The following is a 14,462-nucleotide window of genomic DNA, read 5'->3' as shown; positions in this document are numbered from 1 at the left end:
CTGCCTCCTCTGCTCCCCCACTCCCTAGTCCCTTAAAAGTAGATAGCTGAATTATGGCGATAATCTCATCGAAAAAACAGCCTCCAGAACCCAACGGAGAACCAAAGCAGCGTCGAGAGTCGGCGAAAGCACCATCCACGGAAAATATTTTGAAGCCTGAAGCTGCTATTGATGAGCAAGAACAGCAAGAAGAAGGTATTCGACCGCACCGATTTGCTGATTACATTGGGCAAAAAGATTTAAAGGATGTGCTAGATATTGCCATCAAAGCAGCCAAGTCTCGTGGTGAGGTGCTGGATCACTTGCTGCTGTATGGGCCGCCAGGATTGGGCAAAACCACAATGGCAATGATTTTAGCATCGGAAATGGGGGTAAATTACAAAATTACTAGTGCGCCAGCGCTAGAACGTCCACGGGATATTGTCGGGCTACTGGTGAACATGAAACCAGGAGATATCTTATTTGTGGATGAAATTCATCGCCTCTCACGGATGACAGAGGAAATTCTCTATCCAGCGATGGAAGATTATCGCTTAGATATTACTATTGGTAAGGGTTCTAGCGCTCGGATTAGAAGTTTGCCGCTATCAAAGTTTACTCTAGTTGGTGCTACAACGCGTGTGGGTGCTTTAACTTCACCATTGCGCGATCGCTTCGGTTTAATTCAAAAACTCCGATTTTACGAAGTTGACGAACTGACTAAAATTGTACTGCGAACCGCTCAATTACTCAAAACCCCCGTTACGGAAGATGGTGCCACAGAAATTGCCCGTCGTTCACGCGGTACACCAAGAATTGCGAATAGGCTACTTAAGCGAGTACGTGATTATGCTGAAGTTAAAGAATCTGGGGATATTAATGAAAGCATTGCATCTGAGGCATTGCAACTATTCCAAGTAGATCCATGCGGTTTAGATTGGACAGACCGCCAGATGCTAAGTGTGATAATTGAACAATTTAACGGCGGGCCAGTGGGGTTAGAAACAATGGCAGCAGCGACAGGTGAAGATACTCAAACAATTGAAGAGGTGTACGAACCTTACCTCATGCAGATTGGGTATTTAACTAGAACTCATCGCGGCAGGATGGCGACAAAGGCAGCATATAAGCATTTGGGATTCACGCCGCCTAATGAACAGTTGTCATTATTGTAATTATGAGCATTAGGCATTGGACATTGGGCATTGATACTTGTAAATGAGTCTTTGAACTTCTTTAAAGAGCCTTTGAACTCCATTCCTCTGCCCCATGCTCAATAACAAATGACAAATAATAAATGACAAATGACAAATTAGGTAAACCTAGATGATTAAGTTGATTGGTATTTTTCTCAGTCTGTTACTTATATTTGGCTGGGGTACTCCAGTCATGGCACAATCTCAACCGCCCATTACTCAGGAACAGTTAAAACAAGGTGATGAGTGGGCAAATCAAGCCTTTGCAGCAACGAATCAAGGTGATTTTGCGACGGCTGAAACTTACTGGACGAAAATTATTGAGCAATTTCCCACTAATGCAGGGGCGTGGAGTAACCGGGGAAATTCGCGGGTGAGTCAGAATAAGTTACAAGAGGCGATCGCAGATTATAACAAAGCCATAGAACTAGCACCGAATGTCACCGATCCATATTTGAATCGGGGGGCGGCGTTGGAAGGGTTAGGAAAATGGGATTTGGCGATCGCAGATTATAATCATGTCTTAGAACTCGATCCTAACGATGCGATGGCGTATAACAATCGGGGAAATGCCAAAACAGGTTTAGGAAAATGGGATTCGGCGATCGCAGACTACAAAAAATCTAACCAGATAGCCCCAAATTTTGCCTTCGCCCGTGCTAACTACGCACTTGCTCTTTATGAAACAGGTCAAAAAGAGCAAGCAATCCGTGAAATGCGAAATATCGCCCGTAAATACTCCAAATTTGCCGATGTCCGTGCCGCTCTCACTGCTGCATATTGGGTAAATGGAGAACAAGGTGAAGCCGAAAGTAACTGGGTAGCAGCTTATGGACTTGATAGCCGCTACAAGGATATCGATTGGGTAAAAAATATCCGCCGTTGGCCGCCCAGTATGGTATCAGCTTTAGATAAGTTCTTGAAACTCCAGTAGGGGTATTTCACCTCCAGATGGTAGCAGCTTTGGATAAGTTCTTGACACTCTAGTAGGGACATCTACTATGAAATTGCTCAAAATACTCTCTGCACTTACTATTGAAACTATCAATTGGTTTTATCCACTAGTCTTGACCACTGTGACTGGTTTACTAGAAGCTTGGCTAATTTTTAGCATGTTTCCAGAAATCAACACTCTGGTTCTGATGGCAATATTTCCCATCCTCTACTTATTGTGGTTATTTCTCTTTTTGTGCCTGAGTACATTGGGTACAACTCTTCTGTTTTTATTTGTCAAAAAACCAAGATTTGTTGAAATTGATGTCCTTGAAGATTTGCCATTACTGATTAAAATATCACCCATAAGTAAAACGGTGTGGAAAAACAAAACTATGTTAAGAAAAATTAAATAGGCTTAAACCCTACCTGAAATTCAAGACCTTCACAAATCCAGTTCCATTCTGGTGCTTAATCTTAAAGACCGCTTTGGTGATTATGGTCTTGTAGGTGTAGCGATTCTGAAGCAGAATAACAAATGTTTGTTTATAGATACCGTCCTGATTAGCTGTCGTGCTTTAGGACGCAAAGTAGAACAATCCCTTTTATGCAGCATTTTTGATTTTACTGCTCAAAAGAATTTAAATAAGATTGTTGCTCCTTACTCTTCAGGTGTGCAAACGAGCAGGTAAAAAGCTTTCTTTTGAAAATGGGTTTTTCACAAACGCACTCAGATATTCTGGAAGCTGAGGTAGAAAAGGCTCCCGAAAAGCCTGGGCATATAGAAAGGCTAGTTTGCATGCCAAATTTGGTGTAGTTTAGGATCTGTTCTGGAGGCAAATATAATGTTAACGCCTCCAGAAATGCGATCGCATTCTCAAACTCTCTAAACCAAACTAGTCTCCCGAACTGCCTGATTTTGCTCACGCTTCCCAGTCACTATTATTTGTACACCTCCTCTTGGCCCCAATAGCGCCCCCTTACGCGCTGGCTGTACTGGTTTGCTATCAGCTAATTCCATCTGCCAGCAAGACAGTACTGTTGCCAAAACCACCTTCATCTCAAACAGCGCAAATGCCATTCCAATACAGCGACGGTTCCCGCCACCAAAAGGTAAATATTCAGAAGGTGTAAACTGCCGTTCTAGAAAACGCTCTGGCTTAAATTGCTTCGACTGGGGATATAAATCTTCTCGATGATGGGTCAAATAAATGCAAGGAATTACCAAATTACCAGCATTCAACTGATAGCCCATAATTTTTAGGGGGGATTTTACCAAGCGATTTAATCCCAACATTGCCACTGGATATAAGCGCAGAGTTTCTGAACAAACAGCACTCAAATAGGGCAATCGCAAAATAGCATTTGGGTCGGGGTTTTCACCCAGGCCATCTATTTCTTGCAGTAGTTTTGCACGCACCTCTGGCAAATGATGAATCCAGTACAAAGCCCATGCTAAGGAAGTCGCTGTAGTCTCGTGACCCGCTACCAAGAGGGTAATTAACTCATCGCGTAACTCTACATCAGTCATCGACTGCCCCTCTTCATCACGAGCTGCCATCATCAAAGATAGGATATCAGTTCGAGATGGTTCAGATTGCTGTTTGCGTTCCTGAATCTCAGCATATATGAGTTGATCCATTTGCTCTCGTAAACGCAGGAATTTTCCCCAAGGACTCCAAGAACCTAAATCTCGTTGCAGTGATGGGAAAACAATCATCATTGCCGTAACAAAAGGTCGCTGTGGATTCAGGATTTTCAGCAGCACTTCCTTAAGTTTTTCATAACGTGGCCCATCTGCTAGACCAAATACAGCTTTCAAAATTACCTGTAAGGAGATTTCTTGCATAGATGGCAGAACTGAAAAGGATTCCCCAACTTGCCATTGACTAATCACTTGCTCAGTGATGTCACGGGTTAACTGACCATAAGCCAGCATTCTTTCTCCATGAAAAGGGGGTGTCAACAACTTTCGTTGGCGCTGGTGAGGCTTGCCTTCTAGAGCTAATAGTGATTGCCGTCCTAATAAAGGCGATTTAATACCCGCTGGTTCACCAGAGTCTAACTGTTTTGGATCTGTGATAAAAATCTGCTGAATCGCCTGAGGATTACTAATGAACACTTGAGGAGTAAAAACAGGGCCAATCCGAAGGGTGAAGATATCACCATAACGTTTAGCACAAGCTTCCATGTATTCTATGGGATTAGTAAGCCATTGATACGTCTGTACCCAAGGATGAGTTTGAGGGCCATTAGGCAGTTTAAGTCCAGACATTTTTTTATTAATCTCCCAATGATTAAAGCAAGATTGTTATCAGCCAGTCATCCATGCACCCCTAGCTTGATTAAGTTTAGATCACAGATTGGGCAGATGAACTTATCAATTCTTGAATCTGCCTTGGGGTTAATTCTTGCACATTACGCAAAACTACTGCTGCTCCTGCTGCTATTAGTGTCTCACTGTATGCATCACTACGGGCTACTGTCTCCTGTACATGAGGCGGTAAAACCCCTACACCAATCCAAGAGCGAGAAGAATCTAGACCTCGTGCTTTCTCGACGGTATACATATCTCCTACCGTATCTCCCACATAGACGATCGCTGATTTTTGCTCAATTCCATTATCTAATTCACGAACTGTAGCAAAAAGTCCAGTGGGGTCAGGTTTACCTGGCGCATCTTCCATCGCAATTAACACTGGAGATTCTAAGCCCAGACGCTTTTTCAAAATGTAGTTAGCTGAACCACGAGTCGCACCGCTAAAAAATCCCCAAGCAATCCCAGCTTGGGTAAGTTGTTCTAAATAGCTAGGTTGTAATAATAAGGGTTCATTACAGATATACCCAGTAAAATTATTGGGGTCTGGGCCGCGGTAACGCGATTGAAAAAAGGCAATAATTGCATTGTAATCTAGTTGCAGTTGTTCGCGGCTCTGTCCTTGGGTTTCAAAGTAACGGTAAATTAATTCTTGCGATGCTTCCCAATCGTTATTCCACACACCTTCAGACTTTAGTTGGTCAATATCCAATGGGGTTGGACGATATGCTTGAGTAGTAAAATGTTCTACGGTATCTGCGATCGCACGGCGATAGGAACCGCCAACATCGCGTACAACGCCATCAATATCGAAAACAACGATCGCTTTTTTAGAAGTTTGGAAAGTCATGGGGTAGAAAGTAAAAGAGTTTTAGATGATCATAAAACGTGAGATCATGACTCAGGTAAAAAATCAGGGTCGAGGGCTTGTTCTGGGGTGAAGGGAGATTGTTCGGGGAAGATAGCAATTGCTAATCCAGTTTCAATTACAGCTAGTCATCTAGCGGTTTGATAGCTTTCGTCGAAAACCCGATCAAAGTGAGGTTTTAAACTCGGACTTTCCTTGAGTGCCTTTTGAACTCGCCTGCGATGTTCCAAAATTGTGTACTGCCAACTTTTTGAGAGCCTTTGAGTTTGAATTTGGTATTTGAGCAGATACATCAGCAACACTTCCAGATTGCTCTCCAATGCCCTATTTTCACTTCTGCCCATCGTTTCAATTTCTTCAATCAGATTGTCTAAGTCCAGTTGAGTGAAATTCTTTTGCTTGAGCAGTTCTGCTGTGGTTTGAATCCACAGGTAAAAGTCTTGCTCATACAAAGAAAAACCAGAGGTTGTTTGAGATTGGGGCAGTTGGGCAGTCACGTCGCTTCTCTACGAGACGCTGCGCGAACGCTCCGAATTCAAAATTTAAAATTCAAAATTAATAATTCCCATAAACAAATTTCCTTGCTTTCTATCATAAGTCTGTTTCGGTCACAAGCATTTTTCGTCATTTGATAGGGTATTGCGTTAAAATAAGCGATCGCTATCCTAGTTAAAATGCCCGGAGATCCCGGAGGTGTGATTGACCAAGTTTATTTTGAAAATTCTGTGGTTAGACGAAAACGTTGCTTTAGCAGTCGATCAAATTGTCGGCAAAGGCACAAGTCCCTTGACTAAGTACTTTTTTTGGCCCAGAAATGATGCCTGGGAAGAGTTAAAAAAGGAATTAGAGTCCAAACATTGGATTACTGACGTGGATCGTGTCGAGTTGCTTAATAAAGCGACAGAAGTGATTAACTACTGGCAAGAGGAAGGCAGAAACCGTCCAATGGCAGAAGCTCAGTTGAAATTTCCAGAAGTTGCCTTCACAGGTAGCGCTTGATCTTACAAAATTAGCTATTGTCCTGTTCTACAAGCTGCCACAGTTTGATAGTCTTGTCCCGGCTACCGCTTGCAATTAATTGTGTAACTTTGCTTACAGCAACAGCAGATACTGAGTCTATATGACCAGAGAGAGTAACAATCTCTTCTGCTGTGCTTACCCTCCAAAGTTTAACTGTTTTGTCGCAACTTGCACTTAGGAGGGTTTCGCCATCGGCAGTAAAAGCCACAGCCACCACAGACCAAGAATGGCCTACAAGTGTGCAAATTAGCTGACCAGTGTTTACCTCCCACAATTTAATAGTGTTATCATCACTACCCGTCGCCAAAATTTGACCATCAGGACTAAAAGCGACTGTCAAAACCGCCCATGCATGACCCGAAAGGGTGGCTAACAAGCTACAGTATGGGCGGTTTTCAAATTCTCTCTGGGAACCTTCTAATGCAGGTATCTGCCATAGGCGAATTGTTCTGTCATAACTAGCGCTGGCTAAAAGCTGTCCTTGCGGACTAAATGCCACTGAATTTATCTTTAATTGGTGTCCAGCTATGGTGCAAATTTCTTTACCAGTATTGACATCCCAGAGTTTGATTGTCTTATCCCAGCTACCACTAGCGAGAATCTGCCCATCTGGACTGAAAGCAACTGATTTTACAGCGTGTGCGTGTCCCAAGAGGGTGCAGATTTCCTCTAATGTCTCAACCTGCCACAATTTGATAGTTTTATCATCGCTAGCAGTTGCCAGAATTTGACCATTTGGACTAAAGGTAACTGATTTTACAGCTTGGCTATGTCCTGATAAGCTAGCTAGGACTTTTTTGGTATTTAAATCCCACAATTTGATGTTTTTGCGATCGCTAGCACAGGCTAAAGTATAACCGTCAGGACTAATGGCAAGAGCATTTACACTACTTAATGTCCCAGAATGCTCAGTTAAGGTACTCAAGCATCGCCAAGGAGGATTTGGTAATTTAAAATTTTGAGTTTTACATTCCATACCCATTGCTTGCATAACTTCATCAGCCGATTGAAAGCGGCGGCTAACAGCATTTTGCAGCAGCTTATTGAGAATTTGGGCCAAGCGATCGCTAATCTTGGTAGTAAGATATTGTTGCCAGACCCAGCAATCATTAGCAATATCAAATGAATCAAAGGGAGAAATCTGAGTAAGCAAGTAAATACAAGTTACACCCAAGCTATATAAATCACTAGCAAAAACTGCTTTTCCCTTCGTTTGTTCTGGTGCAGCATATTCTGGACTGCCGATACTGGTTTCAAATGTTAGCCGATCGATTTCTGTGACGATTTTAGCAGTGGTAAAATCGACTATGACGAAATCTCCCTTCTTGCTAATTGGGGATCTACGGATGATATTTTGGGGTTTAATATCGCGGTGGATGATGTGGCGATCGCTAATAAACTGAAAAACTGGCAACACATCTTGTAAAAGTTGCCAAATCTGAGTTTCATTAAAAGCACCTTCTTCCTCAACCACCTGAGCTAAATTAGTGCCTGCAATAAACTCCTGCACTAAATAAAAATGCCCGTTATGGTGAAAATAATTTAATAAAGTGGGAATTTGTGGATGTTTTCCTAATTTTTCTAGCTGTTGCGCCTTCTGCTGAAAAGTAATAGAAGTCTCGTTTTCTGGCGATAATTCTCGAACGACACAAGGAACTGTAGGAAACTCACCCTCATCGACAGCGAGGAAAGTTTTACAGAATCCCCCTTCACCAATCTGCTTGATTAAACGATAACGTTCTTGTAAAAGCAAAATTTCTCTACCTACAAGGTGGGCATTTTGCCCACATAAGATATTGCCGTTTGTTTTTTGTAAGGGCACACAATGTTATGCCCCTACCTCATGTTTCTGATGTTACTTATCTACAGGAAAATTCACAACTATCGGTGGAAGACCGTTTTCTGTAGTTGGTTGTGTCTTGTTAACTACTGGTTGTGGATGCAAAGGTGTTGGTGTCAATTCACCTTTACCAGTTTGATTCCATAAAATCAAGGATAGTAGCCCATCCACTAAGCCATTATTGTTACCGTTACTGCCAACTAAAATATCTGGAATTAAGCGGACATTGCGATCGCCGATAATCTGCATCAGTTGCATTGCTGTATAACCTTGTGGCCCCAAAGCTTCCACACCAGCGCGGTAGGTTTCAGCTTTGGCGTTACCTGTGGCCCGAATACCTTCAGCCTCAGCAATTGTCCGGAGTTTTGTCCCTTCAGCTTCACCGTTTGCCTCTTTGATTTGGGCTTGGGCTTTTAGGTCAGCAATATGCACACTCTGCTCCGATTTCACCATTTCTTGCTGTATATTAGCCAGTGCCGTTTCCCGGACAAGCTGCTGCCGTTGGGTTTGCGCCATCTGCTGGACTTCATAAGTCTTGCGTTCTTCTTCAGCAATTTTTCGGTCTGTCTGTGTCTGCATTAACGACGCTGGTGGCTGAATATCACCAATGAGGGTGTCGATCGCTTGCACGTCATAAGCCCGCAATGCTGTTTTAATATACTCAGCAGCCTCAGATTGTCGTTCGCTGCGAGCGGTGAGAAAGTCTAGTACAGTATAGTCTTGGGCTGAGTTGCGGAAATAATTACCAATAGTTGGTTCTAATACATGGTCTACCAGATTTTGCATTGCACCAACGCGAGAAATTACCTTTGGAGCATCTAAAGCACCCACATGGATAATTTGCGCTACTTCCAAATCAAAGGCAAACCCATCACGCGATCGCACTGTTAAAGAAGCCAGTTGAGCATCATAGCTGTGACGTTCAGTGCGATCTGACCAATTTAATACAATGTTAGTCGTTGGCACGAGTTCCATCTTCATGATCCGGGAATTAATCGGGTGCTTGCCAGGATATAGCGGTTCGACCCACACACCCTTATGTCCAGGATTCACCAAGTTACCGTGGGTGAAAGCTGCACCACTGACATCTTGATGCGCCTTGCCCACAAAAGAAATCACCACACCCACATACCCAATGGGAATTTCCGTCATTGGCACTTGCTCAACCTGGACAAACCAAGGGTTCAAGTTCCAAGAACCAGAAAGCAAGGTCTGTTCTTGTAAACCTCGCCGCCCACCGCCATTAATAAATTTCTGACCATTTTGGAAGTTGTCGTGTCCCTCAATTATGGGGCCTGCGAGTTCACCAGCAGAGATTGGTAAACCATCTAAGGTAGTGACAATGCCAACTTTGTCAGATGCCAGACTGTACACCCGCAACTGTTCTGGAGTCATGCCATGAGCGCTGGCATTTGCTGCCATGATCACTTTAAACAGGGCAGTGTTAATGCGGTAGGTACCAGCCGTAAGAAAACCCATTTGCCGCCCTTTTTCCCCACCTTGGGTGAGGAATTTCCGAGCATCTTGGAAGTTGTCACAATCCACAATTTTACCCAAAATCCGCTCTGGTGGGATGGATGTACCGTCTGCTGCCACAATCAAAGCGATTTCCCCTTGGGGAACGACAACTACTGGCTCTTTTTTTACAGAATACTGCCAAGGCCAATAGCCCCAGTGCCAACCAGGAGCTAAAGTATCTGCCTGCAAGCCAGCTTCGCCGTTGAGGGCAATCAAACTTCCGGCTGGGAGTCCGCGCCCGGAAAGGGTAAATTTTCTAACTACAATACCAACTTCACGCTCGCCAATTACTACAAGCCCGCCAAAGAATAGGGGGACAAATATAACTAAACCCCCAACAAGGACGATGGGGATTAGTACAAAAGGATCAATTCCAGCAGCTTGATATTGAGTCCTGTTAATTTGTAACTGGGAAATATTTGGTTTGATCTGATTTGGCTGGACTGATGCAGTAGTTGTTTTTACAGGAGTCGCATTGGTAGAGTGAATACTTCCAGCGATCGTCAAAGACGTTGGCGCAGCCATAACTAACGTTGCTACGATAGATGCTGCAAGACGAGCTACTTTATTTTGTTTACGAGTACCAAGTAAAGATGAAAAGCTTTTCATAATCTGTGCCCATCTGGGCAACTAATTAGCTAAGTTAACACTTCACAAAGGCTTGCCTCGATTTCTTAAACTTGGCGTAATTTTTTTAAAATTTAACAAACAAGGAGTCAGAATTCAGAATTCAGGATTCAGAATACTCCATCCATTTACGGTGAAAGTTTTAGCATCCATACAGAATTAATACTGATTTCTGACCGGAGGCGGAGCGTCTCCGGCTCCGCTCCTGACTCCTGAGTTCTTCTTCATAAATAATTTGTAGGTTGGGTAATGTCCAACCTACAAAGTTGAAATAGAAAGTTAAATTAGACCAAACCGCCAGCAGCTTGAAACCGAGCGCGGGCGCGTTTGAAGGCTTGGGTTGCCTGGATTTGGGCTTGGCGATCGTCTGCTGACACTTGACTTAGACGTGCTTCTGCTTGGTTGTAAGCAGTACGGGCTTCATCAAGGTTAATTTTGTCGCCACGTTCAGCGCCGTTAACCAGAATTGTCACTTCATTTTCTTCGACTTCGGCAAAGCCACCCAAAAGGGCGATCGCTTCCCAATTCTGATTTTTAGCGCCGCGGACTCGCATTACACCAGTATCTAATGCGGTCAAAAGTGGTGCGTGTCCAGTTAGGATACCTAGTTGACCAGTGGTGCTAGGCAAAACTACTTCTTCAGCTGGGGCATCCCATACTGTTTTATCTGGGGAAATTACACGAACGGTTAATGTCATTTGTCTTTTGTCCTTTGTCCTTTGTCTTTTGTCTTTTGTCCTTTGTCATTTGTAATTGCCATTAGTCATTAGCACTTGAACTAATGACTAATGACCAATGACCAATGACTAATGACTAACGACTAATGACTAACCTTTGATTTTTTCAGCTTTAGCGATCGCTTCATTAATATCGCCAACCAAGTAGAAAGCCTGTTCTGGCAGAGCATCCAACTCACCTGACAGAATTTTTTGAAATCCTTTGATGGTATCTTCCAACTTCACATACTTACCAGGAGAACCGGTAAATACTTCTGCTACAAAGAACGGTTGAGACAAGAAGCGCTCAACTTTCCGCGCCCGCGCCACGATCAGACGGTCTTCTTCAGACAATTCATCTAGACCGAGAATAGCGATAATGTCTTGGAGTTCTTTATAACGTTGCAGAGTTGATTGCACCGCACGGGCAGTATTGTAGTGTTCGTCACCTACAATATTTGGTTGAAGCATGGTGGAAGTCGAACCAAGGGGGTCAACTGCGGGATAAATTCCCTTAGCTGCTAAACCGCGAGACAGTACTGTGGTTCCGTCCAAGTGGGCAAAGGTGGTAGCAGGTGCGGGGTCGGTGAGGTCATCTGCAGGTACGTACACTGCTTGAATGGAGGTAATGGAACCCTCTGTAGTCGAGGTAATCCGCTCTTGCAGTTCACCTACGTCGGTTCCCAATGTGGGCTGATATCCTACCGCAGAAGGCATCCGTCCCAGTAGTGCGGATACTTCCGAACCTGCTTGCACAAACCGGAAGATGTTGTCAATAAACAGTAGCACATCCTGCTTGTTCACATCCCGGAAGTACTCTGCTACTGTTAATCCCGAAAGGCCAACCCGCATTCTCGCTCCGGGTGGTTCGTTCATTTGACCGTAGACTAGAGCAATTTTTGATTCGTTGAGGTTCTCGTTATTAATAACCCCAGACTCAATCATTTCGTTGTAGAGGTCATTGCCTTCACGGGTGCGCTCACCCACGCCAGCAAATACGGATACTCCACCATGCTGGGTAGCGATGTTGTTGATCAACTCCATCATGATCACGGTTTTACCAACACCAGCACCGCCGAACAGACCAATCTTACCGCCGCGTCGATAGGGAGTCAGAAGGTCAACAACTTTAATCCCAGTCTCAAACACCGAAGGTTTGGTTTCCAGGTCAGTGAATTTGGGAGCAGAGCGGTGGATGGGTAAACTTGCCTCAGCATTTACGGGCCCCCTGTTATCCACAGGTTCGCCGAGGACGTTGAAAATCCGGCCCAAAGTGGCTTTACCAACTGGCACGGTAATGGGAGCGCCTGTATCGGTGACTTCAAAACCGCGCACTAAGCCTTCGGTGGAACTCATTGCAACAGTCCGCACCTGGTTGTCGCCCAGCAGTTGCTGTACTTCAACAGTGATGTTGATTTCCTGTCCACTTTCGTTGGTGCCAACGATTTTCAAAGCGTTGTAGATTTGTGGCAATTTCCCGCCGGGAAATTTAACGTCTACAACTGGACCAATGATTTGGGTAATGTAGCCAATGTTTGTTTTTTCTGCGGTTGTGACCATGCTGCGCCTAATGATTGAAGCTATATTTCAGATACGGTCGGAGAAGACATAAGAATAAGCAATGTCACCTTTCACTGTAGCACCGGACGGGGACATAACTCCCTTAGTAATTCCTTAAAAAGCAGCTTTGGTTTTGGTAGCTTTAATCTTTATCCTGACTCAATTCTTGCTTATCATCAAGTTAATAGCCTCCTTATTCGCTGATTTTACTTTTGATATTAGTACATAACAACTACCCAAAGCTGTTAATTTTACCAGATCCAATCGGTCTGTCTAAGCAAGATTGATTAGTATTGTGTAACCATCATCCTTTTGATTTATATCAGATTGGGAATATCTCATAAAAGTCGTCAACGTACTCTTGTTGAAGCTCTACTTCTATGTTTTTGTAACAATTGTGTATTTGATTGCAATTATCCATCTTTTTATCGGATCAGTTTTGATCGTAATCGTAGTTTCAGTTTCACCTGCTTCAGTAACAGTATCGAGTTGATAACCTACTGTGTAAGTGAAAGTGCGATCGCGCTTGAGTATTTTATTTCAATCTTCTTTTGCTCCTGCTTCAAGCAGAAGTTGAACAATATCCGTATGTCCTGCTAGTTTTGCCAAGCTTAAAGCTGTATCTCCCCTATTATCCTTGGCATCAATATTTGCGCCATGTTCAATAAATAATTTAACGGCGTTTATACTACCAGCATTAGTAGCTGCCATGAGTGCATTTCTACCTTCTTTTGTTTTTGCATTAACATCTGCACCCATTTCAAGTAAAAGTTTAATTACAGTAATCTGATTTTCATCTGTTGTAACTGAGGTAAATTTTGCATATCGTGCAAGGCTCGTTCCTTCCGCTGCTGCAATTAATGGAGTTTTTTGCTCATCTTCTGTTTTGCAGTTTACATTAGCTCCATGCTTTAGCAATAACTTAACTACAGGTATATGACCCCAGAAAGCCGATGCAACAAGGGCTGGAGTTTCATTACTACCAATAGCGTTGACATTTACTCCTTCCTTGATCGCAGCCTCAACTGCATTGCTATCTCCTATTGCAGCTGATGCTATAAAATCTTCTGTAAAATTATCATCTGCTCTTTGACGATATACCAAACCTTTAGGCAATATCTCTTGAGCTTCCTGCCTTAAGTCTAGGGAAGTTAGAGGTGCAAGATAATCAAAAACTTCCTGTAGTCCCCAATAAGCAGCTTTCCATAAAGCCGAAAGTCCACTATTATCTTGAGCGTTAACATCTGCTCCAGCTTCAACAAGGACACGAACAGTATCGATATCTCCTGCACGTACTGCTTTCATGAGAGCAGTCTGCTCATCATCAAGTCGGATATTGATGTTAATTCTATTTTGAATTAATTGCTTTAAAGCACTTATATCACCTTTTTTAAGTGCAGTTTCAAGTGCCGCCTCAAGCAAAATTTTTTGCTTTATATTTGACATATTTTGCATATGTTCATATCTTTCAGAATATATAGTTAATCAGTAAGATTGGCAATCAGTCAGGGCAAACGCATCTAAATTACTCTTGATTACAACCAAGGTTAAAAACCAACGACAAAATCAGCATTTCTCGTTTGGTTTAGTCTCCAAGACTCAAAGCGATGTCTACGATGGGCTATGACGCTCGAAGACTCGCTAACGCTTCGCTATCGGCGTCGCTAAACTTGTTTCAATAAGTAACGATTAATGCGACTAATTTTCAGATTATTGAGAATAAAATCTTCTTGTTGACATAATGCGTTTGCCCTGGGGTAGCGATGCCTGCGGCGAGCTTCTCTACGAGACGCTCCGCGAACGCTAACGCGTGCTAAATTTCGTTAAGAAAGCTTACATGAACCTATCCCACTAATAATATTTTGTGAATCCAGATGTGGATAGTAGC

At 43.2% G+C, this 14,462-nt stretch carries 12 protein-coding genes; 4 read left to right on the top strand and 8 right to left on the bottom strand.

Features of this window, described 5'->3' with window-relative positions; translation table 11 throughout:
• Positions 1-53: 53 nt before the first annotated feature.
• From ruvB to ACFE90_RS27815, 3 genes are all read left to right on the top strand, one after another.
• The gene (ruvB, locus tag ACFE90_RS27825) at positions 54-1,154 is read left to right on the top strand and encodes a Holliday junction branch migration DNA helicase RuvB (RefSeq protein ID WP_375505633.1); all 1,101 of its coding nucleotides are present in this window, start codon (positions 54-56) and stop codon (positions 1,152-1,154) included.
• Between the two features lie 151 nt (positions 1,155-1,305).
• Positions 1,306-2,109: a tetratricopeptide repeat protein gene (locus ACFE90_RS27820; protein WP_375505632.1), complete on the top strand. Its 804-nt coding sequence runs from the start codon at positions 1,306-1,308 to the stop codon at positions 2,107-2,109.
• 67 nt (positions 2,110-2,176) lie between these two features.
• Complete coding sequence (locus tag ACFE90_RS27815) at positions 2,177-2,524, top strand: hypothetical protein (RefSeq protein ID WP_375505631.1); 348 nt, start codon at positions 2,177-2,179, stop codon at positions 2,522-2,524.
• A gap of 470 nt (positions 2,525-2,994) precedes the next feature.
• Here the strand turns inward: ACFE90_RS27815 and ACFE90_RS27810 are convergent, their stop codons facing one another.
• The 3 genes from ACFE90_RS27810 to ACFE90_RS27800 form a co-directional block, all read right to left on the bottom strand.
• Positions 2,995-4,383 (bottom strand): cytochrome P450, encoded by a 1,389-nt coding sequence (locus ACFE90_RS27810; RefSeq protein WP_375505630.1) that lies wholly within the window; start codon positions 4,381-4,383, stop codon positions 2,995-2,997.
• A 76-nt stretch (positions 4,384-4,459) separates the two neighbouring features.
• Positions 4,460-5,275, bottom strand: a complete 816-nt coding sequence (locus tag ACFE90_RS27805; RefSeq protein ID WP_375505629.1) for a TIGR01548 family HAD-type hydrolase — start codon at positions 5,273-5,275, stop codon at positions 4,460-4,462.
• A gap of 146 nt (positions 5,276-5,421) precedes the next feature.
• Complete coding sequence (locus ACFE90_RS27800) at positions 5,422-5,790, bottom strand: DUF29 domain-containing protein (RefSeq protein WP_375505628.1); 369 nt, start codon at positions 5,788-5,790, stop codon at positions 5,422-5,424.
• Between the two features lie 202 nt (positions 5,791-5,992).
• Here ACFE90_RS27800 and ACFE90_RS27795 point away from each other — a divergent pair, with 202 nt between their 5' ends.
• Complete coding sequence (locus ACFE90_RS27795) at positions 5,993-6,292, top strand: 30S ribosomal protein PSRP-3 (protein WP_069071048.1); 300 nt, start codon at positions 5,993-5,995, stop codon at positions 6,290-6,292.
• A gap of 10 nt (positions 6,293-6,302) precedes the next feature.
• Here ACFE90_RS27795 and ACFE90_RS27790 read toward each other — a convergent pair whose 3' ends face one another.
• The 5 genes from ACFE90_RS27790 to ACFE90_RS27770 form a co-directional block, all read right to left on the bottom strand.
• Positions 6,303-8,066 (bottom strand): protein kinase, encoded by a 1,764-nt coding sequence (locus tag ACFE90_RS27790; protein ID WP_375505634.1) that lies wholly within the window; start codon positions 8,064-8,066, stop codon positions 6,303-6,305.
• A gap of 102 nt (positions 8,067-8,168) precedes the next feature.
• Positions 8,169-10,280, bottom strand: a complete 2,112-nt coding sequence (locus tag ACFE90_RS27785) for an SPFH domain-containing protein (RefSeq protein ID WP_375505627.1) — start codon at positions 10,278-10,280, stop codon at positions 8,169-8,171.
• Between the two features lie 302 nt (positions 10,281-10,582).
• The gene (atpC, locus tag ACFE90_RS27780) at positions 10,583-10,996 is read right to left on the bottom strand and encodes an ATP synthase F1 subunit epsilon (protein WP_109011899.1); all 414 of its coding nucleotides are present in this window, start codon (positions 10,994-10,996) and stop codon (positions 10,583-10,585) included.
• A 129-nt stretch (positions 10,997-11,125) separates the two neighbouring features.
• Positions 11,126-12,574, bottom strand: a complete 1,449-nt coding sequence (gene atpD / locus ACFE90_RS27775) for a F0F1 ATP synthase subunit beta (protein ID WP_012410748.1) — start codon at positions 12,572-12,574, stop codon at positions 11,126-11,128.
• Between the two features lie 540 nt (positions 12,575-13,114).
• Entirely contained in the window at positions 13,115-14,029 is a 915-nt protein-coding gene (locus ACFE90_RS27770) for an ankyrin repeat domain-containing protein (protein ID WP_375505626.1), read from the bottom strand.
• Between the last annotated feature and the right edge of the window lie 433 nt (positions 14,030-14,462).

Origin of the sequence: uncultured Nostoc sp., from assembly GCF_964245445.1 — a bacterium.
In the GTDB taxonomy this organism is placed as follows: Bacteria; Cyanobacteriota; Cyanobacteriia; order Cyanobacteriales; family Nostocaceae; genus Nostoc.
The sequence above is the reverse complement of the archived record's forward strand: the minus strand, read 5'-3'. Positions and strand labels throughout refer to the sequence as shown.